This window comes from Bacteroides sp. 90-K9/2 (genome assembly GCF_047310725.1).
Taxonomy (GTDB): Bacteria; Bacteroidota; Bacteroidia; order Bacteroidales; family Bacteroidaceae; genus Bacteroides; species Bacteroides vicugnae.
The window spans coordinates 478,612-505,541 of sequence record NZ_JBCGVL010000002.1 but is presented as its reverse complement, the minus strand read 5'-3'; the positions used below and the strand labels follow the sequence as shown (position 1 = coordinate 505,541).

The 26,930-nt window shown below is 42.2% G+C and carries 21 protein-coding genes; 12 read left to right on the top strand and 9 right to left on the bottom strand.

Going from position 1 to position 26,930, the window contains the following annotated elements; translation table 11 throughout:
- A partial coding sequence (locus AAHJ11_RS09335) for an ISAs1 family transposase (RefSeq protein WP_413579417.1) occupies window positions 1-951 on the top strand: 951 nt, incomplete at its 5' end.
- 145 nt (window positions 952-1,096) lie between these two features.
- Here AAHJ11_RS09335 and AAHJ11_RS09330 read toward each other — a convergent pair.
- Both AAHJ11_RS09330 and AAHJ11_RS09325 read right to left on the bottom strand, forming a co-directional pair.
- A complete protein-coding gene (locus AAHJ11_RS09330; protein ID WP_413579416.1) occupies window positions 1,097-2,191 on the bottom strand; it encodes an SGNH/GDSL hydrolase family protein in 1,095 nt (364 codons plus the stop codon).
- A gap of 58 nt (window positions 2,192-2,249) precedes the next feature.
- Window positions 2,250-3,470 carry a M16 family metallopeptidase gene (locus AAHJ11_RS09325; RefSeq protein WP_195649696.1) on the bottom strand — a complete coding sequence of 407 codons (1,221 nt, stop codon included), beginning with the start codon at window positions 3,468-3,470 and terminating at the stop codon, window positions 2,250-2,252.
- Window positions 3,471-3,575: 105 nt separating this feature from the next.
- Between AAHJ11_RS09325 and AAHJ11_RS09320 the strand changes: the two genes are divergently transcribed.
- The 8 genes from AAHJ11_RS09320 to AAHJ11_RS09285 all read left to right on the top strand — a co-directional run bounded on the left by AAHJ11_RS09320 (window position 3,576) and on the right by AAHJ11_RS09285 (window position 13,559).
- Window positions 3,576-4,109: a TIGR00730 family Rossman fold protein gene (locus AAHJ11_RS09320; RefSeq protein WP_148367866.1), complete on the top strand. Its 534-nt coding sequence runs from the start codon at window positions 3,576-3,578 to the stop codon at window positions 4,107-4,109.
- 6 nt (window positions 4,110-4,115) lie between these two features.
- Window positions 4,116-4,721, top strand: coding sequence for an SIS domain-containing protein (locus AAHJ11_RS09315; protein WP_117610937.1), 606 nt, complete (start codon window positions 4,116-4,118; stop codon window positions 4,719-4,721).
- Window positions 4,709-5,629: a carbohydrate kinase family protein gene (locus AAHJ11_RS09310; protein WP_195649694.1), complete on the top strand. Its 921-nt coding sequence runs from the start codon at window positions 4,709-4,711 to the stop codon at window positions 5,627-5,629. Before AAHJ11_RS09315 ends, AAHJ11_RS09310 begins: the two co-directional genes overlap by 13 nt.
- A gap of 152 nt (window positions 5,630-5,781) precedes the next feature.
- The gene (locus AAHJ11_RS09305) at window positions 5,782-7,386 is read left to right on the top strand and encodes a DUF6377 domain-containing protein (RefSeq protein ID WP_195649693.1); all 1,605 of its coding nucleotides are present in this window, start codon (window positions 5,782-5,784) and stop codon (window positions 7,384-7,386) included.
- A gap of 268 nt (window positions 7,387-7,654) precedes the next feature.
- Window positions 7,655-8,818: a glycoside hydrolase family 76 protein gene (locus AAHJ11_RS09300; RefSeq protein WP_320975026.1), complete on the top strand. Its 1,164-nt coding sequence runs from the start codon at window positions 7,655-7,657 to the stop codon at window positions 8,816-8,818.
- Between the two features lie 34 nt (window positions 8,819-8,852).
- Window positions 8,853-10,322: a glycoside hydrolase family 125 protein gene (locus AAHJ11_RS09295; protein ID WP_320975027.1), complete on the top strand. Its 1,470-nt coding sequence runs from the start codon at window positions 8,853-8,855 to the stop codon at window positions 10,320-10,322.
- 163 nt (window positions 10,323-10,485) lie between these two features.
- Window positions 10,486-11,547, top strand: coding sequence for a tyrosine-protein phosphatase (locus AAHJ11_RS09290; protein ID WP_148367861.1), 1,062 nt, complete (start codon window positions 10,486-10,488; stop codon window positions 11,545-11,547).
- A 74-nt stretch (window positions 11,548-11,621) separates the two neighbouring features.
- Window positions 11,622-13,559 (top strand): DEAD/DEAH box helicase, encoded by a 1,938-nt coding sequence (locus tag AAHJ11_RS09285; RefSeq protein WP_413579415.1) that lies wholly within the window; start codon window positions 11,622-11,624, stop codon window positions 13,557-13,559.
- Window positions 13,560-13,721: 162 nt separating this feature from the next.
- On the opposite strand, the gene AAHJ11_RS09280 is transcribed toward AAHJ11_RS09285, so the two are convergent.
- Both AAHJ11_RS09280 and AAHJ11_RS09275 read right to left on the bottom strand, forming a co-directional pair.
- Window positions 13,722-13,898 carry a hypothetical protein gene (locus tag AAHJ11_RS09280; protein ID WP_148367859.1) on the bottom strand — a complete coding sequence of 59 codons (177 nt, stop codon included), beginning with the start codon at window positions 13,896-13,898 and terminating at the stop codon, window positions 13,722-13,724.
- Between the two features lie 555 nt (window positions 13,899-14,453).
- Complete coding sequence (locus AAHJ11_RS09275; protein WP_148367858.1) at window positions 14,454-17,108, bottom strand: glycoside hydrolase family 78 protein; 2,655 nt, start codon at window positions 17,106-17,108, stop codon at window positions 14,454-14,456.
- A 193-nt stretch (window positions 17,109-17,301) separates the two neighbouring features.
- Here AAHJ11_RS09275 and AAHJ11_RS09270 point away from each other — a divergent pair, with 193 nt between their 5' ends.
- Window positions 17,302-18,168: a DMT family transporter gene (locus AAHJ11_RS09270; RefSeq protein WP_217721759.1), complete on the top strand. Its 867-nt coding sequence runs from the start codon at window positions 17,302-17,304 to the stop codon at window positions 18,166-18,168.
- 41 nt (window positions 18,169-18,209) lie between these two features.
- Here the strand turns inward: AAHJ11_RS09270 and AAHJ11_RS09265 are convergent, their stop codons facing one another.
- The 5 genes from AAHJ11_RS09265 to ruvB are packed head-to-tail and all read right to left on the bottom strand — an operon-like array spanning window position 18,210 to window position 25,102.
- Window positions 18,210-20,351 carry a S46 family peptidase gene (locus AAHJ11_RS09265; RefSeq protein WP_413579414.1) on the bottom strand — a complete coding sequence of 714 codons (2,142 nt, stop codon included), beginning with the start codon at window positions 20,349-20,351 and terminating at the stop codon, window positions 18,210-18,212.
- Between the two features lie 19 nt (window positions 20,352-20,370).
- On the bottom strand, window positions 20,371-21,726 hold the full coding sequence (locus AAHJ11_RS09260) for a TIGR00341 family protein (protein WP_234131731.1): 1,356 nt from the start codon (window positions 21,724-21,726) through the stop codon (window positions 20,371-20,373).
- Window positions 21,727-21,728: 2 nt separating this feature from the next.
- Window positions 21,729-23,225 carry a polysaccharide biosynthesis C-terminal domain-containing protein gene (locus AAHJ11_RS09255; protein WP_004298043.1) on the bottom strand — a complete coding sequence of 499 codons (1,497 nt, stop codon included), beginning with the start codon at window positions 23,223-23,225 and terminating at the stop codon, window positions 21,729-21,731.
- Window positions 23,226-23,255: 30 nt separating this feature from the next.
- Window positions 23,256-24,032, bottom strand: a complete 777-nt coding sequence (locus AAHJ11_RS09250) for a dienelactone hydrolase family protein (RefSeq protein WP_195649677.1) — start codon at window positions 24,030-24,032, stop codon at window positions 23,256-23,258.
- A gap of 38 nt (window positions 24,033-24,070) precedes the next feature.
- Window positions 24,071-25,102 carry a Holliday junction branch migration DNA helicase RuvB gene (ruvB, locus tag AAHJ11_RS09245; protein WP_148367853.1) on the bottom strand — a complete coding sequence of 344 codons (1,032 nt, stop codon included), beginning with the start codon at window positions 25,100-25,102 and terminating at the stop codon, window positions 24,071-24,073.
- Between the two features lie 126 nt (window positions 25,103-25,228).
- Here ruvB and AAHJ11_RS09240 point away from each other — a divergent pair, with 126 nt between their 5' ends.
- Window positions 25,229-26,461 carry a nucleoside recognition domain-containing protein gene (locus AAHJ11_RS09240; RefSeq protein ID WP_413579412.1) on the top strand — a complete coding sequence of 411 codons (1,233 nt, stop codon included), beginning with the start codon at window positions 25,229-25,231 and terminating at the stop codon, window positions 26,459-26,461.
- A gap of 16 nt (window positions 26,462-26,477) precedes the next feature.
- Window positions 26,478-26,897 carry an rRNA maturation RNase YbeY gene (gene ybeY, locus AAHJ11_RS09235; protein ID WP_007762844.1) on the top strand — a complete coding sequence of 140 codons (420 nt, stop codon included), beginning with the start codon at window positions 26,478-26,480 and terminating at the stop codon, window positions 26,895-26,897.
- Window positions 26,898-26,930 lie beyond the last annotated feature (33 nt).

Here is a 26,930-nt window from a genome sequence, read left to right as displayed (position 1 = left end):
CCCAGCCATGATACTTTTAATAGATTCTTTAGCATCATAAAGCCCGAATATTTTGAGTTGATCTTCCGTAATTGGGTCAAACAAGTCTGTCAGGAGGTGAAAGGGGTTATAGCTATAGATGGCAAACTTATGCGTGGTCCAAGTAAATGTGACGGAGAACATACGACGGGAAAGGAAGGATTCAAATTATGGATGGTTTCCGCATGGTCCGCTGCCAATGGAATTTCTTTAGGACAAGTGAAGGTGGATGATAAAAGTAATGAAATTACCGCTATTCCATTGTTACTAAACTCTTTGGATCTCAATGATTGCATTGTCACAATTGACGCGATGGGCTGCCAGACAGATATAACACGGACCATCATTGAGCGTGACGCAAATTATATTATAGCTATAAAGGATAACAAGAAGAAAAACTATCAACTGGCCAAACAGATCATTGAAGATTATCAGGATAAAGACGAAATAATCAATAGAGTCACCAGGCATGTGTCCCAAAATACCGGACATGGAAGGATAGAGACAAGAACTTGTACTGTAGTTAGTTATGGACCTATAATGGAAAAAATGTTTAAAAAGAAACTTGTGGGACTGAAGTCTGTTGTTGGGATAAAATCGGAAAGAACAATAGTGGCAACAGGAGAATATACACAAGAGGTAAGATACTATGTAACTTCAATGGATAATACCAAACCGGACGAAATTTCCTCTGCCATCAGACAGCATTGGTCTATTGAAAATAATCTGCATTGGCAACTGGATGTTACCTTTCGAGAAGACTATAGTAAAAAGGTCAAAAATGCAGCCAGAAACTTTTCCGCAGCAACAAAAATGGCACTTACTATCCTGAAGAAGGATAAAAAAACTAAAGGAAGTATGAATCTAAAAAGGCTAAAAGCTGGGTGGGATGAAAAATATTTATCAAAACTTTTACAGGATAATGATTTTTAATGCGTCTGCCCTGTATAAAGTGATAAATGTCACCCTATAACGTGACATCCCCTTAGTGAAAGGAAGAAAATCTGTAAAGGTACAAAATTAAGAGACGAAAAGCAAGAGGGAGAACCTTATTTCTATTATGATACGGTTCTTGCTATTAGTCCTGAAACTTAATCTTCAGTATCTTACTGATAGCGGGTTTATACTTCTTCAACATTCGGTCGAATCCCAAGTCGTTCGGATGGGTTCCGTCTACAGTCCCCTCATGGTCTGTTCCCAAGAATTGATCTTCTTTTATGAAATGCAGGTTCTTGACATTCTTCTTTCGCAATACTTCTACCTGTTCAGCGATGGCTTCGTTCTGCCGTTTCACATTCTCGCGGGCTTTCTGGTTGAAATTACCTGTTTCACGTATCAATGTCTGTATCACAATAATAGGAGTATCCGGATGCTTCTGGCGCAACGTCATTACAAAATCAACAGTTCGGTCGGTTATCTCTTTGGGAGAAGGATTAGGAATACAATCGAGAATGAAAGCATCTGCATCAATATCCGCCAACATCTCGGCAACTTCTTTCTCCATCTTGCCGTTTCCGCTCAATCCTAAATTGATGAAATTATACCCGCTGCTACGGGATAAACGAGCCGGATAAGCCATACCGGGACGACTGGCAGATGCTCCCTGCAAAATACTGGACCCGTATACCACTATCTTTTCTTTGAACGGATTTTCTCCTTTACGTATGTGTGCATCAGAAGAAACGCCTATTTCCAGACTTTTCAGTTCATCATATAAAGGCAGATACAGCAAGCATTCTTTCTCTTCCGTACCCATATTATCAACAAGCACTTTTTCCGTAGTCACACCACCCGGTATTCCTACTCCGGCAAATTGCCATTTTCCATCCCGTTTGATATATAAATCCAAACCTTTCTGTGCAACTCTGGTCAGATTGGGTAACTGGTAATTATCAGGAACCGTCCATTTGGCTTTTATAACAGGGCTATTCGTTGTAAAAGAGATAGCCAGACCGGCAGAATTTGTGAACAACTTCTTCACAGTGGAAGGCATTGTACGATACTTGGCTGTATCTACCCGATGGAAATATTCGCCTTCGGTAGTTGCTTTGCCTACCAGTAAAAGCTCTTGAGCCGGCACATAGGTAAAATTGTTCTTTTGTTGTCCGAATATTGTAAGGGGAAACATCATCAGACCCAAACAAATACAGACATTACGTGTTAAGTTCTTCATGGTCAATTTAATATTAACAGTTTATTAATCGTCAGTATACTATAGTAGCGTCAAAAGACTATTTATAAATCAATGTGGATAAATACTCCTCTGCAAACATCTCATTGGCAACTTCCAACAACATCTCTGCTGTTAGCTCTTCTATACGCTTAAAAACAAGCTCGGATGATTCATACTTATGATAATGCAGGAATGTTTTCGCCATCCCTAACGCATTATTCTCAAAGTTATCAGACGCTACTCCGATTTGTCCGATCAACTGCTTCTTCGCTGCCGCCAACTGGGAGGAAGTCATCTTTGTATCGCGCATCCGTTTCAGTTCCTGATAAGTCAATTTCAGGCAAGTATCCATGTCATCCACATCCGTCCCGAAATAAATACAGAAAGCTCCCGTATCCGTATAGGAAGTCAGATTGGATTCGACATTATAGACTAGTCCTCTGCGTTCGCGAAGGGACACATTCAGTTTACTATTCATTCCGGGACCTCCAAGGACATTATTCAGCAGATAGAGTGCAGTACGCTTGTCATCATACGCATTATAGCCACGGCTACCGATCATGACATGTGCTTGGTGCGTATCTCTGGCCACCGTCAAATGTTCCGGCACATACAGAGGCGGAGGTGTACGGAGATTCTCTACCTTCACATCAGGAATATCCGACAGGTATTTTTCTACCAAACGGATGATTCTCTTGAACTCGTATTGCCCCTGAACAAAAAACACCATATTTCCCGGTTGGTAAAAACGGCGGGTAAACGATAGGACATCTTCCGTGCGGAAACTCCGCAGAAGTTCCGGTTTACCAAGAATGTTTCTTCCCAATGGATGATTGCGGAAGATCATGTCTTCAAAATCGTCAAAGATCAGTTCCGACGGAGTATCTTCATACGACTGGATTTCATCGATAATGACCTCCGTTTCTTTTTCTATCTCATGCTGCGGAAAAGTGGAATGAAATACAATATCCCCCAACAACTCAAGCGCACGTTCCAGATGTTCTTTCAGGAAAGCGGCATAGACGACAGTTTCTTCCTTATTTGTGTATGCATTCAGGTCACCACCTACATTCTCCATTCGGTTGAGAATATGCCAGGCTTTCCGCTTCTCCGTTCCCTTAAAAATCAGATGTTCTACAAAATGGGCCATTCCTTGCTCATTCTCCGCCTCATCACGGGTTCCGGCATCAATCGCAAAACCACAATAAGCTACTTTTGAGAGGGTTGGTTCATGGATAATACGCAGGCCATTTGGCAATGTATATTCGTTACCTTGCATCGTTTTATACTTCCTTATTGAATTAATGCCACAAAAATACAATAAAACTTATTGCTGTTTATAGAAAATTGCAGATATTTGTGGACTATAACAGCAACAACGTATATGGAAAAGATAGGAATATTCTGTTCCGCCTCCGATAACATTGACAAAATGTACTTCGAAAGCGCCGGCCAAATAGGCAAATGGATGGGGCAGACAGGCAAAACCTTGATATATGGAGGAGCCAGCCTCGGATTAATGGAATGCATAGCCCGTGCCGTGAAAGAAAATGGCGGTAAGGTCATTGGAGTAGTTCCTGCCAAACTGGAAGAGAACGGCAAGGTAAGCACTCTGTTAGATGAAGAAATTCATACCCGTAACTTGAGTGACCGCAAAGATATCATAACGGAGAAGTCGGAAGTATTGGTTGCTCTTCCCGGAGGCGTCGGTACACTTGATGAGATTTTCCACGTAATAGCCGCTGCCTCCATCGGATATCACCGGAAGAAGGTCATTTTCTACAATGAATATGGTTTTTACGATGAGCTATTAAAAGCACTCCACACCCTGGAGGACAAAGGTTTTGCACGACAGCCTTTCTCAACCTATTACGAAGTAGCAAACACATTAAATGAATTAAAAGAAAAAATAAACTGATCCTATATGATAGACTCCATCAAACAACTTTTGCAACAGGAAGCACAAGCTGTGCTCAACATCCCTGTAACAGATGCTTATGAAAAAGCGGTGAAACTGATTGTAGAACAAATACATCAGAAGAAGGGAAAACTGGTAACTTCCGGTATGGGAAAAGCCGGACAGATTGCTATGAACATTGCTACGACTTTCTGTTCCACCGGTATTCCATCCGTCTTTCTACACCCCAGCGAGGCGCAACACGGGGATTTGGGTATCTTACAAGAAAACGATCTGCTCCTGCTGATCTCTAACTCTGGCAAGACACGTGAGATTGTGGAATTAACCCGTTTGGCTCATAATCTGGACCCGGATCTGAAGTTTATCGTTATCACCGGAAATCCGGATAGTCCGCTGGCAAAAGAATCGGATGTCTGCCTAAGTACCGGCAAGCCTGCAGAAGTCTGTGTGTTAGGGATGACTCCTACTACATCTACTACTGCCATGACAGTGATCGGAGATATATTGGTAGTACAAACCATGAAGGAAACAGGATTTACTATCGCTGAATATTCAAAACGTCACCACGGCGGTTATCTGGGAGAAAAATCAAGATCACTATGCGAAAAGTAATCGGTATCGGAGAGACCATCCTCGATATCATCTTTCGAGGTGACCAGCCTTCCGCCGCCGTACCGGGAGGTTCTGTATTCAACGGTATTGTCTCATTGGGACGAATGGGAATAAACGTCGGCTTCATCAGTGAAACCGGAAATGATCGTGTAGGCAATATTATCCTGCAGTTCATGCGTGAGAATCATATCCCGACCGATCATGTGAATGTATTCCCGGATGGAAAATCACCCGTATCTTTAGCTTTCCTGAACGAGCAGAGTGATGCCGAATATATCTTCTACAAAGACTACCCGAAGCAACGTCTGGATGTTCTGTTTCCGAAACTGGAGGAAGACGACATTGTCATGGTGGGTTCTTATTATGCACTGAATCCGGTTCTAAGGGAGAAGATTCTTGAACTACTAGATCAGGCACGTGAAAAGAAAGCCATTATCTATTATGACCCGAATTTCCGTTCTTCACACAAGAATGAAGCCATGAAGCTGGCTCCGACCATTATTGAGAATCTGGAATATGCGGATATCGTACGTGGTTCTTTAGAAGATTTTCTATATATGTATGGTATGCAGGATATAGACAAGATTTACAAAGATAAAATCAAATTCTACTGTCCCCGGTTCATCTGTACTGCAGGTGCGGAAAAGGTAGCGTTACGCACTAATCTGGTCAATAAAGATTATCCGATAGAGCCATTACAGGCAGTCAGCACCATCGGAGCCGGTGATAACTTCAATGCAGGGCTGATCTACGGATTAATTAAATACGATGTCCGATACCGCGATCTAAATAACTTGAATGAAGAGATCTGGGATAAAATAATCCAATGCGGAAAAGACTTTGCAGCTGAAGTTTGCCGAAGTTTCAGCAATTCGGTTTCGGTGGGGTTTGCACAAAAATACAAGTGATATTACAAATAAGGATTTGGATACAAGTCGTTCATCCAGCGAAATCCCTATTTCCATAAAATCCATATTAAGTTAATCTGTCAACCTTAACTTAATATGGATTTCCTTATCTTTGCAAACAACCATGTTCAATAAGCAATCTTACTTAATATATGAAAAGATTTATTTTACCTCTATTGATAGTCCTAATCTTCATCAGTTTGCCCGTAAAAGCGAATGATGAAGTGAAAACATTATTAAAAGTATTAGATAAATCTCTACAAAATAAAGCTAGCTATACCAAACAGAAGCAAAGACAGATAGACAGCCTGAAAATAGTATTAAGGCAATCCGGAAACATCCGGAAAAAAGTCGGGATAGCGCAATCCCTTTGTTTTGAGTATTCATCTTTCCAAAAAGATTCCGCTTTAGCCTATGCCATCCATATGAACAGGTTTGCTCAAGAAAGTAATGACAAAGAACTTTTAATTGAAGCAAAACTGGATTATTCAAGAATATTATCTTCGATGGGCTTTTTCAAAGAAGCTCTGGCGATTACCAATTTGATGCAACAAGAGCAGCTATCCCCTAGACTCAAAGCCGAATTCTTTCTCGGACAAGTCACAATCTACAATCACCAGAAAGCTTTTGCCTCCAACGAGCACGATTCACAAGAAAATGATCTGATAGCACAAATTTATCGCGATTCACTGCTTCAATGTAAAGAAGTACCATCGAACGTACGAGCTTTTATAGCCGCACCGACTCTTCTTTTCCATAAAAAGTATGATGACGCTATTCACATACTGGACAGTGTTTACGAGAGTTATGCACCATATTCACGAAATGCCGGAATAATAGCATATTCTCTGGCATCTGCCTATCAAGGTAAAAATGACCGTGAAAATGCGATTAAATATTTCGCAATATCAGCCATCTCCGATGTATTAAATGGAGCCAGAGAAAATCTTTCCTTAAAAATATTAGCCAAGCTGATTTTTGAAAGTGGAGATATAGACCGGGCATATAAATACATGAAAAATGCAATGGAGGATGCTATCCTATGCAATGCGAGAATTAACACAATCGAAGCCTCCGACATGTATCTTTTCATAGATAAGGCATTTCAAGAGAAGGAAAAACATAAATTTATCATCATAACAATATTGCTTACGGCATTGTGCCTGGTTTGTATTCTGCTATTTATTTTGTTCATACAATTAAAAAAGCAAAAAGGAAAAGTAGAGCAAACTAATGAGAGTTTGTCGCACCATCTTTACGAAATACAACAAATGAACTCAATATTGGCAGATAACAATAAAATCAAAGAAGAATATGTAGGGTTGTATATGGAACAATATACCAGTTATATCACTAAAATAGCCAATTTTAAGAAAAGAGCACTCAAAATAGCCAAAAGTGAAGATATAAATAAAGTAACCTCTTTCCTCCACTCTTCACTCAATACAGAAGAAGATCTGGTAGAGTTTTACAATAATTTCGACAAAGCAATCTTGAATCTCTTCCCTAATTTCGTTGAAGATTTTAACGCATTGCTCTTACCGGAAAATGCAATTATTCCGGGACCCGGCAAACTCTTAACACCTGAATTGCGAATCTTCGCACTTATCCGGCTCGGAATTACAGACAGCGTGAAAATTGCGCATTTCCTACAATACTCCTTATCTACCATCTATAATTATCGCTCAAAAATGCGGATCAAAGCAAATGGAGACCGGAATGAATTTGAAGAAAAAGTAGCTCGAATCGGACAATAAATCCGGGAATAATAGTGTATTAATCATACAGCATCGTTTACATTTATTGGATGTAGTTCAATCGTCATACGACTAATTATCAACAACATAACACTAACAGCTATTTACAATCTACTTACTTCCCATTTAAAAAGTTGCAGGAAAAAGGTATTTTTGTAGAGTCGCAGTGCTACATTTGGAAATTTAATCTCCAATGGCTACTGCCACAATAAAACCTGCGGATTAATTCAAACTACTATTTATATAAACACTACTTAAAGAAAAAATTATGAATAGCCTATTACTTAATGTTATTTGCGCTTTCACCATTGCAAATGCAAATCCCAACACAGAAAAAGCACAGCAAACTTTGGATGCCCTGTACCAAAACTATGCAGCACCCAACACTTGCCTTTTACGTGAAAATTATCCTTTTGACCAAAATAATGAAGCAACTTATCTGGCATCACAAGAGCAAGCAAAAAGACGAAACGAATACTCTTACCTCTGGCCATATTCAGGTACATTCTCTGCCGTGAACGCATTACTGGAAACAACTGAAAATAAGAAGTACAAAAAACTTCTGGAAAAAAGAGTACTGCCCGGACTGGAAGAATATTTCGACAAAAAAAGAGAGCCATTCGCCTACTCTTCTTATATAAGCAACCAACCAGTTTCCGACCGTTTCTATGATGATAACGTCTGGTTAGGCATCGATTTTACCGATTCTTATCGCATGACAAAGAAACAAGCATATCTGGAAAAAGCCAAACTCATATGGGAGTTCATCCTTAGTGGAAAAGACGATGTACTTGGCGGAGGAATCTACTGGTGTGAACAAAAGAAAGAATCCAAAAATACCTGTTCCAATGCACCGGGAGCTGTATTTGCTCTCAAGCTATTTCAGGCAACTCAAGACAATACCTATTTAAAGCAAGGGAAAGAATTATATGAATGGACTAAAAAGAACTTAGAAGATCCAGAAGATCATCTATATTTCGACAACATCGCACTCAATAAGAAAATCGGCCGTGCCAAATTTGCCTATAACAGTGGACAAATGATGCAGGCAGCCGCCCTGCTCTACCAAATTACCAAACAGAAAAATTATCTGGAAGATGCTCAAAACATAGCAGAAGCGTGTCATAGATACTTTTTCACTCATTTTACCTCTCCGGATGGACAAACATTTCAATTACTGAAAAAAGGGAATATTTGGTTCACGGCAGTTATGCTTAGAGGTTTCATTGAACTTTATCAGATAGACCATAACAAGGCTTATCTAACCGATTTCCAAAAAAGCCTCGACTATGCATGGGATCATGCCAGGGATGAACGGGGACTATTTCAGACAGACTGGAGCGGAACAGATAAAAGCGAAAAGAAATGGCTTCTTACACAAGCTGCTTTCGTAGAAATGTATGGAAGACTAGGCGGAATCGATTTACAATAACCAATTTTAATAATCCTCTTAAAAACATGGAGATATGAAGAAAAAGAATATCGGAATATGTATTATTACAACCACCCTGTTAATGGGAAGTCATGCCAAAGCTACAGAACTCGTTTTAGCTAAAGATCATACAAATGTAGTGAATCAGGCAGCTGAAATTGCCGCTTATGAAAGCAACCGTCCACCTGTAAATAAGCGTCTTTTTACATCAAAGGCTGTGGAAGCAGAAATCATCCGAGTGAAAAAGCTGCTTACGAATCAAAAACTGGCATGGATGTTCGAGAATTGTTTTCCCAATACCCTCGAAACAACTGTCCACTACCGTACAACAGACGGTAAGCCAGATACTTTCGTTTACACAGGTGACATTCATGCCATGTGGCTACGGGATTCCGGAGCACAGGTCTGGCCTTATATACAACTGGCCGATAAAGATCCGGAATTGAAGAAAATGCTTGAAGGAGTGATCCGGAGACAATTCAAATGTATCAATATTGATCCGTATGCCAATGCTTTCAATGATGGTGCTGTCGGAGGAGAATGGATGTCTGACCTGACCGACATGAAACCGGAACTGCACGAACGTAAATGGGAAATAGATTCCCTATGTTATCCGCTGCGTCTGGCCTATCAATATTGGAAAGAAACTGGTGATGCCAGTATTTTTGATAATGAATGGATACAAGCTATAACCAACATACTGACAACTTTCAAGGAACAACAGCGCAAAGAGGGAGTAGGTCCTTATAAATTCCAGCGTAAAACAGAACGTGCACTCGACACATTAAACAACGATGGATTAGGTGCTCCCGTGAATCCTGTCGGACTCATTGTTTCAGCTTTCCGTCCGTCTGACGATGCTACAACTTTACAGTTCCTCGTACCGTCTAATTTCTTCGCAGTTTCTTCCCTGAAGAAGGCCGCGGAAATTTTGAATACCGTAAACAAGAATAGTGATTTGGCAAAGCAATGTACAGATCTGGCACAGGAAGTAGAAACTGCACTAAAAAAATATGCAACTTACAATCATCCTAAGTACGGCACTATCTATGCTTTTGAAGTAGACGGATTCGGAAATCATTTCCTAATGGATGACGCCAATGTTCCGAGTTTGCTGGCAATGCCCTATCTGGGCGATGTAGACATTAATGATCCTATTTATCAAAACACACGCCGTTTCGTATGGAGCAAGGACAACCCCTATTTCTTCAAGGGAAAGGCAGGAGAAGGTATCGGAGGGCCCCACATCGGCTATGACATGATATGGCCCATGAGTATCATGATGAAAGCATTTACCAGTCAGGATGACCAGGAAATCAAGGCTTGTATAAAAATGCTGATGGACACAGATGCAGGAACAGGATTCATGCACGAGTCTTTTCACAAGGATGATCCTAAAAACTTCACACGTGCCTGGTTCGCTTGGCAAAACACCTTATTCGGTGAGCTCATATTAAAGTTAGTCAATGAAGGAAAAATAGACTTATTGAACAATATTCAATAAAGCAGACTTGGGTTATTTCCCCATTCAGGGCGCTCTTCTACAAGAAGTAGCGCCCTTTCTTAACACGTAAATTACTATTAACTTTGGCTAATTATCGCAAAGGAATTATCAGTTCTTGGGGTAATTCTTATCTTTGCAGTATACGATTCAAGACAAAGAAACTATGTACAAAAACCTGTTAAGCTGGCTTACTGTTTTATTAGTGCTCCCATCATGTTCCGGCACGTCACCTGCCATATCCGTGGTATGTGAAGAAAATAATATAGGCAACTGCATCATCAAATGGGAGACAGCACCGGTATTGAAAGGACAGGTAAAAGTATACACCTCCACTTCTCCCGGACTTATTCCGGAAGATTCACCCATCGCGATGGCTAACATTTCGAGCGGAAAAATGACAATCGTAACCAACGATCCGTCGCAACGTTATTACTACCTGATGGTATTTAATAATAAATACCGGATTAAGGTGGCCACCCGCAACATTAATATCCCCGGCATACAGAATTTCCGTGATTTAGGGGGATATGAATCTTATGATACAGGAAAATCACTTCGCTGGGGAATGATATACCGTTCTGCACAGATAGACAGTATTCCTCCCTGCTCCCGCAGGGAACTTAAAAACATGGGAATACGAACGATCATAGATTTACGCTCTGAAAATGAACGTCACAATTACCCGCAACTGCATGATGATGAATTTAACATCATACATATCCCTATCCTCACAGGAAATATGGAAGAAATTCTGCAAGGAATTCAAGAAGAGAAGATAAAAAGTGACACTATTTACCGTCTAGTCGAACAAATGAATCGGGAATTAGTTCTAAACTACCGAAAGGAATTCAAAGAACTGTTCACCGTCCTTCTCGACCGTACTCATTATCCGGTTGTAATTCATTGCACATCCGGGAAAGGGCGTACAGGAGTCGTTTCCGCTTTATTGCTTGCCGCTCTTGGTGTCAACGAGGACGTTATTATGGAAGACTATCGTTTGAGTAATGACTATTTTAATATTCCAAAAGCTTCTAAATATGCATATAAGCTGTCGATCAATTCGCAAGAAGCCATTACAACCATCTACTCTGCAAAAGAAGATTTCCTGAACGCTGCTAAAGAACAGATTGAGGCAGAATATGGAAGCGTACAAGCCTATCTGAAAAAGGGAATCGGACTTTCTGCAGAAGAAATTGAACAGTTACGCAGTATCCTGCTGGAATAAATCGCAAATCGTAATTCGTAATTCGTAATTATTCTCTATCTTTGCAGCCGAAATAAAAGATATACAGAGATTTAATGAAGACATTTGAAGAGCTTGGCGTTTCTCCGGAGATACGTAGAGCAATTGAAGAAATGGGATACGAGAATCCCATGCCGGTACAAGAAGAAGTGATTCCGTACCTTTTAGGAGAAAATAATGATGTAGTAGCTCTTGCACAGACAGGAACAGGTAAAACAGCCGCATTTGGTCTGCCCCTGATCCAACAGATTGACGTAAAGAACCGAATCCCCCAATCACTTATCCTCTGCCCCACCCGCGAGCTTTGCCTCCAGATAGCAGGAGATTTGAACGACTATTCCAAGTATGTTGACGGATTGAAAGTACTGCCTGTTTACGGCGGTTCTTCCATTGACAGCCAGATACGCAGCCTGAAACGCGGTGTACATATCATTGTGGCTACTCCCGGACGTTTACTGGACTTGATGGAACGGAAAACCGTATTCCTGTCTACTATCCGCAACGTAGTGATGGACGAAGCGGACGAAATGCTGAACATGGGATTTACAGATAGCATCAATGCCATTTTAGCGGATGTTCCGCAAGAACGCAACACCTTGCTGTTCTCGGCAACCATGAGTCCGGAAATTACACGCATTTCTAAAAAATACCTGCGTGATGCGAAGGAAATTACGATCGGTCGCAAGAACGAAAGTACCAGCAATGTGAAGCACGTCGCTTACACTGTACAAGCCAAAGATAAATTCGAAGCACTGAAACGCATCGTCGACTATTATCCGCAAATTTATGGTATCATCTTCTGCCGCACCCGTAAAGAGACACAGGAAATTGCAGATAAGCTGATGCAGGAAGGCTACAATGCCGATTCCCTGCATGGAGAACTTTCACAAGCACAGCGCGACGCAGTTATGCAAAAGTTCCGCATCCGTAACCTGCAACTTCTCGTTGCCACTGACGTAGCTGCCCGCGGACTGGACGTAGATGATCTTACCCACGTTATCAACTACGGACTGCCGGACGATACGGAAAGTTATACGCACCGTAGCGGACGTACAGGACGTGCCGGAAAAACAGGAACCTCTATCGCTATCATCAATCTTCGTGAAAAAGGAAAGCTCCGCGAAATAGAGCGTATCATCGGCAAGAAATTCATTCCCGGAGAGATGCCAACAGCAGCAGGCATCTGCCAGAAACAGCTGATCAAAGTGATTGATGACCTCGAGAAGGTAAAAGTAAACGAAGAAGAAATCTCCGAGTTTATGCCGGAAATCTATCGCAAACTGGAATGGTTAAGCAAAGAGGATTTGATTAAGCGCATGGTTTCACACGAATTCAACCGCTTTGCCGAATATTATCGTAACCGTGCAGAAATAGAAGTACCGACTGACATTCGCGGAGAACGTGGTGCAAGAGGTGACCGCAAAGAGGGTGGCTTTGAAAAGAGAAGCCGGAAGGCTGCTCCGGGCTTTACCCGTCTGTTTATCAATATGGGTAAAACGGACAACTTCTTCCCCAGCGACCTTATTGGTTTGCTGAACAGCAACACACGAGGGCGCATAGAACTAGGACGCATCGACCTGATGCAAAACTTCTCTTTCTTCGAAGTCGTTGAAAAAGAAGCGCAGAATGTAGTGAAAGCATTGAACCGCGCCAACTGGAACGGGCGTAAAGTCTCTGTTGAAGTGGCCGGCGAAGAAAGCGGAGAAGGCCGTAAAACAGGTGGTTTTGCAGATCGTAAAGGCGGAAAAAGGTTCGGAGGTAAAAACGACGAACGTACACCACGCTACGAAAACAAAGACAGAAAGGATAGAAAATCAGAAACTTCGACAAGAGGAGGTGCTAAATCTGCAAAGAAAGAAAAGCCAAGCCGTGCCGAACGAGGATATGCCGACGCCCGTGGCCCGAAAAAGAAAGAAGACTGGCAGCAGCTCTTCAAAGATAAAGAGCCTGATTTCAGCGAAGAGGGATGGGCACGCAGGAAGCCGAAAAAATAAGTATCTTTCCCCCCAGAATATGACTTAATACAAATTTCACGTTTGAAATCTATCTTATATAAATTCCCCTTATTTTACTTTTCTCTTAAAAGAGAATAGAGTAAAATAAGGGGAACTCTTATATTCTTTCCTGCCTAATGAAAACCGAAAAAGAGAGATAATTTACCAAATATAAGACTGATCTTCATCTGGTATATTGATATTACGTTTACGTTCCATAATCATAGAACCTGTTACCTTATAATTCATCGGATATGCCTCGTTTGCAACGTCACTATAATGATATTCAACATACAAGGTCACATATTTATGTTCCAAATAAGGAAGCTTGGTATCCATATTAGTTTCAATTTTATAGCTTCCCGAAATCGAAAAGATAGGTTTGCCATTTCCGGTTTGTATTCTTCTCGCAAAACAAACATACTTATTACCATACGTAAGCCGTTACCATAGTAAAGGAAAACCAGAGTCATGTATATGGATGACTATAGTCAGCTGAATAGCTGACTATAGTTGTCTTACAGGTCAATTGCAGTCGGCTTATAAGACAACTATAGTCGACTATCTATTGATAAACGCTAAACAAATGAGAAAGAGACGACTTATCTGCATTAAGAAAGGACATTTTTATCGAAGAAGCATGACGTCAATGATATCGCTTGACAACATACAATACCGGAAAATTTGTATCCGGTGAAGAGTGTGAAGGGCTGTGAAAAAGCAAGCAGTGCTGTTCATTCACAGGAGATATCTGAAAATAAACGGTTTAGCATGATGTGAAAAAGGTGAATAGAAGAATAAGACTGAACATTGTACTTATCCGCATAATCTACATTACAGAAGATAAATCCCGGACCGATGTAAAGACATCGGTCCGGGATTTACTGTTTTCCATTAACGTTTTAGTTTCAATTCCAGTACATGTTCTCCCGCTTCTAGTTTTACTACACGTTCTCCCTCCACATTGTCGGGTGCATAAAAGGTAGCAGTGCTATTTGCAGGGACAGTTACCTGATAGACAATACGGTTCTTTTTACGTTCCCATTTAGAACAGATTTCACCATAAGGCGATTGATGTCTGGCTTCGAACTGATTTAGTCCACTGGGGAAATTAGGGCGAAGGAGGATATGTTTGAATCCGGGATTTTCGGGGTCAGGGAAGATTCCGCCCAATCCTTTATAAAACCACCCGCCAATTTCACCAAACATCATATGATTGTCTGAAATGTCGCGCGTTGCATTCAAATCCCAGTTCTCCAGCAAGGTGGTAGCCCCATTGGCAATCCAACAGCCCCATGATGGATAAGTATCTTGTACGGCTAATTTATAAGCCGTTTCGGCTTCACCGTTCTCACTCAACGCATTCAAGATAGCTTTTGCTCCCAACACACCTACATCCAAATGAAAACCGGCTGCCTCTACCTGTTTTGCAAGATTCCTGGCCACTTTCCTCTTCAGTTCTTCGGAAACAATCCCCCATTGCAAGGGAACGCTCTGTTCTGTCTGGACTCCGCTACCATAAATACCCGTTTCTCTATTCAAGAATTTATCATTAATCGCATTCTTTATCTTGTCGGCAAGGGCAGAATAATACTCGTAATCTTCCGTTTTATTAAACATCTTTGCGGCATTGGCAAGTATCTTGGTATCCACGTAGAAATAGACAGAAGAAGTCAGTTCCTTGGAAGAATGGGATTTAACAGGCACCCAGTCTCCTCTTCCCCACGAGGTTAATCCAGTTGGACTAGTACGATCCACATAGTCTACATACCGTTTGATGTTCTCATAACAGTCCGCCAATAGTTTACTATCACCGTAAAACATATAAATATTCCATGGAATGATGGCGATGGTACTCGTCCAGTCCAGCCCATTATCCGTGCCATATCCCCAGCCTCCTGTAGGGATAATGTCAGGTAATACGCCATTGGGCTGTTGCTCGTCTCTGTGGTCGGCAAGCCATTTCTCGTAGACAGTGATACCGTCATAATTGTACAATGCCGTTTCAATAGCAAAGTGACCGTCGCCCGTCCATCCGTTTTTCTCACGCTGGGGACAGTCGGTAGGATAACCCATTAAGTTGGATAAATAGGCATTATTCGTAGCCCACCAAAGACGGTTGATAAGTGCATTCGAAGTATGAATCGTCCCTTTCTGCGGAACATCACTATGCACAAAGTAGGCAGTCAGACTATTTTCATTCAGTACAATGGGGTTATTGCTTGTTACTTCCACGTATCTGAAACCTTTATAATTGAATCGTGCCATAAACTCATCCTCTCCTTTCCCGCTCAAAACCAGCATATCCGTTTGGAAAGGATCGGAGTTGTCTACCGGGCGGTGATACACATCAATATTTGACGTATTCACTCGTCCGTTGTCATACAACCGCTCGCCATGTTTCAACCTCACGACAGTTCCTTCTTCTCCGGATACTTTGATGCGGGTGACACCTGCCATATTACGGGCAAAATCAAATACATACGTTGTATCATTGAGCTTTTTCCATGTCTTTACAGGAATTGTTTCTACCGCACGGATCGGCTGCACTTGTTGAGACACTACATTTAGTGAAGGAACAGCCCTATATCCTACCCCACTCCATTGGGAATCATCAAAGTCCGCTGTGTTCCAACCTTTTTGCTCCAGGCGGGCGTCGTAATGTTCGGCTGTATAAATACTATTGAAGACTAATGCCCCCGATGAAGTTTTCCAGTCGCGCTCTGTAGAAACCACTTCAACGGAACCGTCTTCATACGTAATCCGCACATCCATACAGAAAGCAGGGCGGTTGCGCCACGGTGCACGGTGGAAATCCCACACAGCCATCGACTGATGATTATACCATCCATTACCCAGCAATACACCAATCGCATTCCGTCCCTTCTGTATTTGAGGGGTAACATCATAAGTTACGTAGAAATTACGTCTGTCGAACCGGGTATATAGCGGGTCCAGTCTATGATTTCCTATTTTCTCGCCATTGATGTACAGTTCATACAAACCTGCCACGGCAATGTATGCCCTTGCTGACCGGACACTCTTCTTTGCATCAAACACTTTCCGGAAATAAGGTGCAGGTTGATAATTAATATCCCTGTTATCCCCAATCCAGGCGCCCTGCCAGTTCTCCATCCCCATCATTCCGGTTTCAAAACAATTGATATCCGAAGAAGATTGGATTCCATCCTGATCCCATACATTCACTTTCCAATAATACTTGGTGAATGGGGTGAGGCCCTCGCCCGAATAAGTAATTAGAATCTCTTCAGTATTCTTTTTGCCTGAATCCCAAGTATCTCCTTTTCCGGCAACAAGTTGAAGAGAGTCTTTACCCACCATGACTTGATAAGCTGTTTGTCGTGCCCCTCTCCGGGTATCATTCAACATCCATGATAACCGGGGAGCAGGATTATCCACTCCCAGAGGATTCACTAAATAATCGCAAGCCAAATTCACGGGTTTGCAATTGCCCGGTACCTGCACCTGCGAAAATGTTGTTTGCAACATTAAAAAGAGTAGCCCCGATACTAATGTCAATCGTTTCATTTTATTCAAAAATTAGTCTGTATTTTCTTTCCATCTCATAAAGAGCATATTGCGCGCTAATTTACGAAAAATATCGCATAGGGAAGTTATTTTGCTGCAATACTCTTACTTTATCAGTTTATAGGAAATGAATCGGAACGGTACACTTACCTCAAAAAAAGCTATATCTTTGCGACCCGAAATATACTTGACTATGAATAAAGTGAATGGTTTGCTATATGGGCTGCTTTCATCGGCCTCTTTTGGACTTATCCCTCTATTTACCATTCCTGCCATGCAAGCGGGAATGCAATTTGAATCGATACTTTTCTATCGGTTCCTGTTTGCCTGTCTGGCAATGGGAGGGATTTTATTGATGAACGGACAGTCATTTCGTATCAAACGACAGGACATTCCTTCGCTGTTTTTTCTTTCACTTCTTTATTTAATGTCCGCAGTATTCTTATTTTGGGGATATAAATTTATGGCCAGCGGAGTTGCCACCACTATTCATTTCATGTATCCGGTGCTTACCACGCTAATCATGATGCTCTTTTTTAAAGAAAAGAAGTCCGGCTGGCGGATCGCTGCCATTGCGTCCGCAGTAGCAGGAGTCTATTTCTTATCCGGCGGAAACACAGAAACGGGGGGCTTTTCTTTCATGGGTCTTTTCATTGTCCTGCTGTCGGCACTCGGATATGCACTTTATCTCGTTACAATGAGCCAACTAAAGATCGGACAGATGAAAGGCTTACTGCTTACTTTCTACGTATTCCTTTTCGGGAGTATTCTTCTTTTTATCGGAACGGAATCTATCAGCCAACTTCAACCCATCAGCGAATGGCATACTGCCGGCAACTTGATCCTACTGGCCTTAATCCCCACCGTAGTTTCTAACCTCGCTTTAGTAAGAGCCGTAAAAAGCATCGGATCCACACTCACTTCCGTATTGGGAGCCATGGAGCCGGTAACTGCTGTATGCGTTGGAATCTTTCTTTTCGGAGAAGCCTTCACCACAAGCATCGGTGTAGGCATTGCACTGATTATTGCCGCCGTGATCGTTATTATATTAAAACGATAAAAGAGAGGGGGAAAAATGCACTGCCCCCCCCATTACTTGATTTACCGGGCAATGTTCAACTCCTGAACAAGATTCCCCGCCTTACCGTATTTCTCCATAATAAAAAGCATATACCGCACGTCCACTCCGATACACCGCTGCAAATCAGGCTCGAATACGATATCGCTACTCATTGCTTCCCAGTTGCCATCGAAAGCCAACCCCAGCAATTCTCCTTTAGCATTGAATATGGCACTGCCGGAATTACCTCCTGTTATATCATTGTTGGAGATAAAGCAAACATTCATATCCCCCTGTTCATTGGCATATCTTCCGAAATCACCGGAGGAAAGCAGATTTAACAACTCCGGCTGGACAGCAAAGTCAATATCACCGGCATGTTCCTTCACTTTCTCAAAGATGCCTTTCACGGTTGTATAATAATCATAAGTAGCTCCATCAAAGGGAGTATATCCTCCAACCGTTCCGAAACTAAGTCGCATGGTGGAATTGGCATCCGGATAGAAATTACGTTCGGCATACATACGGCGCATGGCAGCATTGAATAAACGCTCCCCCTGCTCTATCTGCTCGGAAGCCTCGGAAATGCTCTGATTCATCTCATAATACTTCACGATCAGATCCAGACTCAAGGAAACAGCAGGATCCTCTATGAGATTGTACGTAGTATCTCGCTCCAGAAAGCGTTTCAAGCCCTTAGGAGACGTTATATTGGAAGTCGCATACAAAGAATCTACATAGGTCTGAATATTCCCGTTGTAGAACGTATCTATCTTCTCATACATAGCAGGCAGAAACTTTTTATCCACTTTCGACTGATACTCTTTAAGCATGGCAGCAAAAACCTCCTTATCAATGGAAAGATCGAGATTATCATATTTCTCCAGTAACTTTTTCATGCGAGTTATCACTAGCTTCTCTTCCGCCTCAAAGTCGAAATTGAGAATTTCAAGAGCAAGCTGCACCAACTCGGGACCATTGATAAACGATTCACCGAAATAAGCTAACGCACGATTGGTTTCCCGACGATTGCTATAACTCAATTCTAAAGAGGAGAATAAACGAATCAGTTTCTCTCTCTCTTCCGGACGAGACTGAATCCAGTCACGAAGCGCTGCTTCAGCCTCCCGTTTCTTTTCCAATACTTTCAAATGCTTGATGGCTTTATTCGTTCCAATGCTATTTTTCCAATAATTGGAGCTTTCATCGTATTTTGAAGCATACTTAATGCGAATATCCGGACGCCGGTCCATCTCCCGTTTCCAGATGGTTTGTTTCACTCCCCGTACATCAATCATTGCCTGATTGATTCCATTCATCATCTCTTCGATACCATACGAGGAAAGGTAACGTTCCGTACTGCCCGGATAGCCAAGCGTCATGCAGAAAGAACCTTCTTTGTATCCATCCAAAGAAATAGGTGCTACATATTCGGGATGATAGGGGACGTTTTCAGGAGAATAATCCGCCGGACCATTCTTGGCATCAGCATAGATACGGAATACACTGAAATCACCCGTATGACGCGGCCACATCCAATTATCCGTATCCCATCCGAACTTCCCGACAGAAGAAGGAGGTGCAAAAACCAGACGGACATCGTTATAATCACGATAAACAGAAAGCCAGAATTCATTCCCTGCATAATAAGCATCTACAATGCCAGTCAATGTAGAATCCTTTTCGGAGACTTCCATACTGATTACATTCATAATCGAATCAACAGCCACACGGCGCTCTGTTTCCGTTTTAGCATGCCGGGCGGCAGACAATACCCGTTTGGTAACGTCTTCCGTACGAAGCAGGAAACGAACATACAATTCCGGATTCGGCAATTCTTCCTCAAGACTACGTGCAAAGAATCCATCTTTCAGATAATCATGTTCCACTGAAGAATGTTGCTGAATACTGCTGAAACCACAATGATGATTGGTAAACACCAGACCGTCTTCGGAAACTACCACTCCCGAACAGAAACCTCCGAAGCTGACAACAGCATCTGCCAGACATGGCTTCTTCGGATTATATATTTTATTTACAGGCATCTGCAAACCAAGTTCTTTCATTACCCGGTCAGTCTGTTTATTCTTTCGGAGATTTCCCAACAGCCACATTCCCTCATCGGCAAACACATTCGACAGACAGAGAGAAAAGACTATCAAGACGGTTAGTCTGAACTTCATATTATTATTTTTAGATTCATTATTCTGTAATCAGCCTCAACTTCTTCGTTCCTACGCGGGCTTTCAGCCATTCGCTGATTTTCTCTTTCTCGGCAACAGACGGATGTCTGGCGAATTTAAGGACAGCCAATGTTACCGTATCCGTCTTCATCGAATCGACTCGTACTTCGAGCGAGTGAGCGATGGAGAGTGTAGTGATGGAAGGATAAAGCACCTTCAGTTCGGGCACTAATGTACGACTCATAGCATCGTACGTTCTGTATTGCTCCAGCGTTGTCTCCAGCTGGGAAATTTTCACCGCCTGTTGTTGAAGCCGTTGCTCACTGTTTTTATAGAAGTCTTCCATGACCATGGCACGGATAGAAGATACATCTACCGCCTCATTGTTCATCCCCTGTAATACAATCAGTTTCGTATCTTCCAGCTTATACTCTTTCAACTTGCTACGGGCAATAGATATCGAAGCGTCAGGCACTTCAGGACCAATCAAGACAACCCGTACTTCTTTATGTTCATAGCTGATTTTCTTATCAAGTACCTGCGTATTCTCAAAGCTTAACTGATCGTTTATAAAACGATTGGCTGCTGCTTCATAGAAAGTGCTCTTTATAATTCCAAATGTCAGATAAACTGCAGGGCACATGGTAAGCACCACAATCAGAACGATGTATTTACGTACGGTCTTCTCACGGGTTTTATCCACAAATTCCTTTCGTTGGAAATGCATCACACGAACCCCGAGGAAAGTAGCCAGACTGATAAAAACAGAGTTGATGAAATAAAGATAAAAAGCTCCCAGGAAATAAATAAGATTGCCGGAAGCCAACCCGTAACCTGCTGTACAAAGCGGCGGCATCAATGCGGTAGCAATGGCAACGCCCGGAATCACATTTCCTTTTTCCTTGGTAGAGAGAGCTACGACACCTGCCAATCCACCAAAAAGTGCGATGAATACATCATAAATAGTGGGCGATGTGCGTGCCAGCAACTCTGACTGTGAACCGGCAATAGGAGCAAGAAGGAAAAAGATGGTTGCCGTAGTCACACTGAAAGCGGTCGTTATGAGAAAGCTCTTCAAAGAGCGTTTCATTAATTCAAAATCATTTAGTCCGACAGACAATCCTACTCCCATAATAGGTCCCATCAATGGAGAAATCAACATGGCACCGATAATAACGGCAGTGGAGTTCACATTCAATCCGAGTGATGCCATGAATATGGCAAAGATCAGAATCCATAAATTGGCACCTTTGAACTCTACCCCCTTACGGATAGAATCCACTGTAGCCAGTTCGTTATCCTTATCTTTCCTCAAGTCCAGATATTCTCCCAGAAAGGACTTGATAGCAAACTTATTACGTTCATCTGTCTTCATAGTTATTTCTTCTTTATAAATCGATTAATAACAGGAATCTGACTCAATGGTAAATCCTTTTTGATAATATAGGCTATAAATAGCAATAAGAGTACGGTACGGAAAGCGAGACGGAGCACTATATTAGGGATAGGAACCTGCTCTCCAATAACGTAAAGTACCGCTGCCAGCAGAACATAAAGTCCGAGGCTCTTCAAATCATAATGAATCGGGTATTCTTTCTGTCCTATCCAATAGGATAGCAACAAGATGACTGCATAGCCTGCAACAGAAGCCCATGCCGAAGCAAGATAACCGTAAACCGGCACAAACAGAATGTTCAATACGACAATAATAACACAACCAATCACCGAGAAGTAGGCTCCCCAATAGGTCTTATCCGTCAGTTTATACCAAAAGGAAAGGTTGAAATAGATCCCTTTACAGATCTCTGCAAGCATTACAATGGCTACTACCCCCAGGCCTTCCCAGTAACCTCTTGCCACCAGATAACGCAATAAGTCGAGATAAAACATGACAGCAAGGAAAGCCAGCAAGGAAAATATAAGAAAATACTTCATCGCAGCGGCATACATCTTCCGGTTGTCTCCTTCGCGGTCTTTGCCAAAGACAAACGGTTCGTAAGCATAACGGAAAGCTTGCGTAAACATTGCCATTACCATCGCAATCTTACTGGTTGCCGCATAGATACCCAATTGTACCAACCCCTCCTGCCGGTCTTCAAAAAGAAACGGATATATCATCTTATCCACAGTCTGGTTTAGAATACCTACCAAGCCTAAGATTAATACCGGGAAAGAATATACGACCATTCGTTTCAACAATACCCGGTCTAATTTATAAGCAAAACCTGTCAGTTCCGGGATGAAGAAGAACATCTGAACAACTGAGATAATCAGGTTGCTAATAAAGATATATCCCACTAAATAATCCGGATCATAAAACCAGGAGATAGTTGACGGACAATGTACATTCAGCCACGGGCACACCAGTAGGAAAAATAAATTCAAACCGATGCCACCAACGATAGAGAGCAGTTTGATAGCAGCAAACTTGATGGGCCGTTTTTTATACCGTAAATAAGCAAAAGGGATGCATTGGAAAGAGTCTAAAGCTACCACAACAGCCATCATCGCTATGAACTCCGGATGATCGCCATAATCCAGTAAATTGGAAATAGGTTGCAGGAATAACAGGCAAAGGAAAACAAAAATCAAAGATACCCCTCCTACCGATAACAAGGAGTTGGCATATACTTTCATCGGGTCTTCTCCCGATTTATTGGCAAAACGGAAGAATCCCGTTTCCATACCAAACGTAAGCAATACAAGCATCAGGGCTGTAAACGCATATACGTTTGATACCACTCCATAACCTCCGGTGGAAGCCGGCAATACCGCTGTGTACAAAGGCACCAGCATGTAGTTAAGGAACCGTCCGACAATACTACTCAACCCATAAATTGCAGTATCTTTAGCTAATGATTTTAGTCCAGCCATGTTTTATTATTGATTATCATTCAGATTGGCTCAACGTTGCCTCTTTTGTTTGAACAACCAATCCATAAATCCGGGATAATTGAAAGCCGGATTCCAGCTTCCATGATTACAACCGGGGAATTCAATATATTCCACATCTGCACCGGCAGCTTTCAGTGCTTTATACGCTTCGCGAGAACCTTTCACCGGAACTACATCATCCGCATCTCCATGGAAGATACGAAACTTCACATCCTTGGCAACTGACAGCCGGCTCGGATTGACTGTACCGCAAATAGGAACTGCAGCTGCAAAAATCTCCGGATAACGCACTACTAAATCATACGTTCCCATCGCTCCCATTGAAAGACCGATAATATAAACCCGCTGTGTATCCACTTCGGGCATTACCAGATAAGAATCGAGCAACTGTTTAAGCGTTTGCAATATAGGACTGATCTCCTGTCCCACTGGCATTTCTGTAGGGATAAGCGACTTCGGACGTCCTGTATAAGCCCAGTAACCGTCTGTCGGACACTGTGGAATTAGAACGAAAGCGGGATACTTCTCTTGATTGACCGGATTAAGAAACATCTGTCCACCATGAGTCAACTGTTTCTCATTATCATTTCCCCGTTCGCCGGCTCCATGCAGAAACAGTACGAGCGGATACTTTTCACCGGGCTTCACCGATTCGGGATGAATCATCCGATAAGGTAAAGAGTCTCCTTCAGAAGAGACAAAAATATCCCTCCCATATTCCTGTTGAGCCGATAAAGAGAGGCTCAAAAAGAGAAAAACAAGTAAAGTAGTCCATTGCTTCATCATCCAACTACGCTTTATAAAGTTCTTTTATTCCGTTTTTATCAGTCATTAAACAGCGTTTTCTGGCTGTTATAAAGACTCCTTCCCAAATGTTTATAGGCAAGTTCAGTCACTTCACGTCCACGGGGAGTACGCTTCATGAATCCTTCTTTTATCAGGAAAGGTTCGTAAACTTCCTCAATGGTTCCCGCATCTTCTCCCAAAGCCGTAGCAATGGTAGTGATACCTACCGGGCCACCTTTAAACTTGTCTATAATAGTGCAAAGTATCTTGTTGTCTATCTCATCCAGACCGTATTTATCGATATTCAGTGCTTCCAATGCAAACTGGGCAATCTCCGTATCGATAGAGCCGGAGCCTTTCACCTGCGCAAAGTCACGTACCCGACGGAGCAAGGCATTGGCAATACGAGGCGTTCCGCGGCTACGGGAAGCAATCTCCGATGCCGCGCGTACCGAACAAGGCACATCCAGTATGGATGCAGAACGACGGATGATATTGCTCAAAACGTCGTCATCATAGTACTCCAAATGAAGATTAATGCCAAAACGTGCACGAAGCGGAGCTGTCAGCAAACCACTACGGGTGGTTGCGCCAACCAGCGTGAAAGGATTTAAATCTATCTGAATACTACGGGCCGAAGGTCCCTTATCAATCATAATATCGATGCGGTAATCTTCCATGGCCGAATAAAGATATTCCTCCACTACAGGCGACAACCGATGAATTTCATCGATAAAAAGTACATCATTCGGTTCGAGACTGGTTAACACTCCTGCCAGATCACCCGGTTTATCGAGTACCGGACCGGAAGTCACTTTAAAGCCAACTCCCAATTCGTTGGCGATAATGTTCGAAAGAGTTGTTTTTCCTAATCCGGGAGGGCCGTGCAACAGCACATGGTCGAGTGCTTCGCCACGCAGACGTGCCGCCTTCACAAAAATGCGAAGGTTTTCCACCACCTTGTCCTGCCCGCTAAAGTCTTCAAAGCTTAACGGACGGAGTGCATTCTCGAAATCCCGTTCTTTTGAAGTAAGCTGATGTTCGCGTATGTTAAAATCTTCCTGTTCCATTTATTTCTTGAAAGTAGGAGACAAAGATAGAGATTTACATTCATTTTCAGTATAAGAAAGACGAAGATTTAGTTTATTTGAAACGTAATAACTACTTTTGCACTATCTATATACACGTTATCAACTATGGTTCTAAATTACATTTGGATAGGATTCTTCGTCATTGCCTTTATCATCGCTCTTATAAAAGTGATTTTTCTGGGAGATACGGAGATATTTACGGCTATCATGAACTCTACATTCGACTCCTCCAAAACGGCATTCGTGATATCACTGGGACTTACGGGTGTACTAGCCCTTTGGTTGGGTATCATGAAGATCGGAGAGAACAGCGGATTGATTAATACACTGGCGCGCTTTCTAAGTCCGGTGCTATGCCGTTTGTTTCCGGACATTCCTAAAGGACATCCGGTGTTGGGCTCCATCTTTATGAATATGTCCGCCAATATGCTCGGTTTGGACAATGCCGCCACTCCGCTGGGACTGAAAGCAATGAAAGAGCTGCAGGAACTAAATCCGAAAAAAGACACGGCTTCCAACCCGATGATTATGTTTTTGGTGATTAATACCTCCGGCCTCATCATTATTCCGATAAGTATCATGGTGTATCGTGCGCAAATGGGGGCTGCACAGCCTACGGATGTATTCATTCCTATTCTGATAAGTACTTTCATTTCGACTCTAGTAGGAGTCATAACAGTCAGCATCACTCAAAAGATAAACTTAATCAATAAGCCTATTCTCATTTTAATGGGCATTATCTGTCTTTTCTTTTCGGGATTGATTTATCTGTTTCTAAGTGTATCGCGGGAGGATATGGGTACTTATTCTACACTGATAGCGAATATCCTGCTGTTCAGTGTCATCATCCTGTTTATTTTAACGGGAGTCAGAAAGAAAATCAATGTATACGATTCTTTTGTGGAAGGAGCCAAAGAAGGATTTACGACGGCTGTACGCATCATTCCTTATCTGGTTGCTTTCTTGGTAGGAATTGCAGTGTTCCGCACTTCGGGAGCAATGGATTTTCTGGTGGGAGGTATCGGCTATATAGTAGGCCTATGTGGGGTTGACACGAGCTTTGTCGGGGCTTTACCTACTGCACTGATGAAATCACTTAGTGGCAGCGGCGCAAACGGCCTGATGATCGATACGATGAAAGAATTAGGACCGGATTCTTTTGTTGGGCGTATGAGCTGTGTTGTACGCGGAGCTTCAGATACTACATTCTACATTCTGGCCGTTTATTTCGGCAGTGTGGGAATCACCAAAACTCGTAATGCGGTAACCTGCGGCCTGATTGCAGACTTTTCGGGTATCATAGCCGCTATCTTAATCAGTTATTTATTTTTCTTTTAAATCATAACATTCAATTATGGCTGTAACTTATCAAACAGAAGGCGTAAAAATGCCTGATATCAAGAAACGTGAGACTACGGAATGGATAAAAGCCGTAGCAGCTTCTTACGGAAAAAGACTCGGTGAAATCGCTTATATCTTCTGCTCGGACGAAAAGATTCTGGAGGTAAACCGTCAATATCTGCAACATGACTACTACACGGATATCATTACTTTCGATTATTGTGAAGGCGATCGTTTATCAGGAGACTTATTCATTAGCCTGGACACAATACGCACTAATGCGGAGCAATTTGGCGCTTCTTATGACGACGAACTGCACCGTGTCATTATCCACGGGATTCTTCATCTCTGCGGTATTAACGATAAAGGACCCGGAGAACGGGAAATTATGGAAGCTGCGGAAAACAAAGCATTAGCTATGCGACAAGTATAAGCAAGCCTCGATAGCAAACGATTTCAAAAAGTT

What these genes read in the sequence shown, in the direction of transcription:
- AAHJ11_RS09330 (WP_413579416.1), bottom strand. Translation starts at nt 2,191, where the DNA reads ATGAAGAACTTAACACGTAATGTCTGTATTTGTTTGGGTCTGATGATG.
- AAHJ11_RS09325 (WP_195649696.1), bottom strand. Translation starts at nt 3,470, where the DNA reads ATGCAAGGTAACGAATATACATTGCCAAATGGCCTGCGTATTATCCAT.
- AAHJ11_RS09320 (WP_148367866.1), top strand. Translation starts at nt 3,576, where the DNA reads ATGGAAAAGATAGGAATATTCTGTTCCGCCTCCGATAACATTGACAAA.
- AAHJ11_RS09315 (WP_117610937.1), top strand. Translation starts at nt 4,116, where the DNA reads ATGATAGACTCCATCAAACAACTTTTGCAACAGGAAGCACAAGCTGTG.
- AAHJ11_RS09310 (WP_195649694.1), top strand. Translation starts at nt 4,709, where the DNA reads ATGCGAAAAGTAATCGGTATCGGAGAGACCATCCTCGATATCATCTTT.
- AAHJ11_RS09305 (WP_195649693.1), top strand. Translation starts at nt 5,782, where the DNA reads ATGAAAAGATTTATTTTACCTCTATTGATAGTCCTAATCTTCATCAGT.
- AAHJ11_RS09300 (WP_320975026.1), top strand. Translation starts at nt 7,655, where the DNA reads ATGAATAGCCTATTACTTAATGTTATTTGCGCTTTCACCATTGCAAAT.
- AAHJ11_RS09295 (WP_320975027.1), top strand. Translation starts at nt 8,853, where the DNA reads ATGAAGAAAAAGAATATCGGAATATGTATTATTACAACCACCCTGTTA.
- AAHJ11_RS09290 (WP_148367861.1), top strand. Translation starts at nt 10,486, where the DNA reads ATGTACAAAAACCTGTTAAGCTGGCTTACTGTTTTATTAGTGCTCCCA.
- AAHJ11_RS09285 (WP_413579415.1), top strand. Translation starts at nt 11,622, where the DNA reads ATGAAGACATTTGAAGAGCTTGGCGTTTCTCCGGAGATACGTAGAGCA.
- AAHJ11_RS09280 (WP_148367859.1), bottom strand. Translation starts at nt 13,898, where the DNA reads ATGGATACCAAGCTTCCTTATTTGGAACATAAATATGTGACCTTGTAT.
- AAHJ11_RS09275 (WP_148367858.1), bottom strand. Translation starts at nt 17,108, where the DNA reads ATGAAACGATTGACATTAGTATCGGGGCTACTCTTTTTAATGTTGCAA.
- AAHJ11_RS09270 (WP_217721759.1), top strand. Translation starts at nt 17,302, where the DNA reads ATGAATAAAGTGAATGGTTTGCTATATGGGCTGCTTTCATCGGCCTCT.
- AAHJ11_RS09265 (WP_413579414.1), bottom strand. Translation starts at nt 20,351, where the DNA reads ATGAAGTTCAGACTAACCGTCTTGATAGTCTTTTCTCTCTGTCTGTCG.
- AAHJ11_RS09260 (WP_234131731.1), bottom strand. Translation starts at nt 21,726, where the DNA reads ATGAAGACAGATGAACGTAATAAGTTTGCTATCAAGTCCTTTCTGGGA.
- AAHJ11_RS09255 (WP_004298043.1), bottom strand. Translation starts at nt 23,225, where the DNA reads ATGGCTGGACTAAAATCATTAGCTAAAGATACTGCAATTTATGGGTTG.
- AAHJ11_RS09250 (WP_195649677.1), bottom strand. Translation starts at nt 24,032, where the DNA reads ATGATGAAGCAATGGACTACTTTACTTGTTTTTCTCTTTTTGAGCCTC.
- ruvB (WP_148367853.1), bottom strand. Translation starts at nt 25,102, where the DNA reads ATGGAACAGGAAGATTTTAACATACGCGAACATCAGCTTACTTCAAAA.
- AAHJ11_RS09240 (WP_413579412.1), top strand. Translation starts at nt 25,229, where the DNA reads ATGGTTCTAAATTACATTTGGATAGGATTCTTCGTCATTGCCTTTATC.
- ybeY (WP_007762844.1), top strand. Translation starts at nt 26,478, where the DNA reads ATGGCTGTAACTTATCAAACAGAAGGCGTAAAAATGCCTGATATCAAG.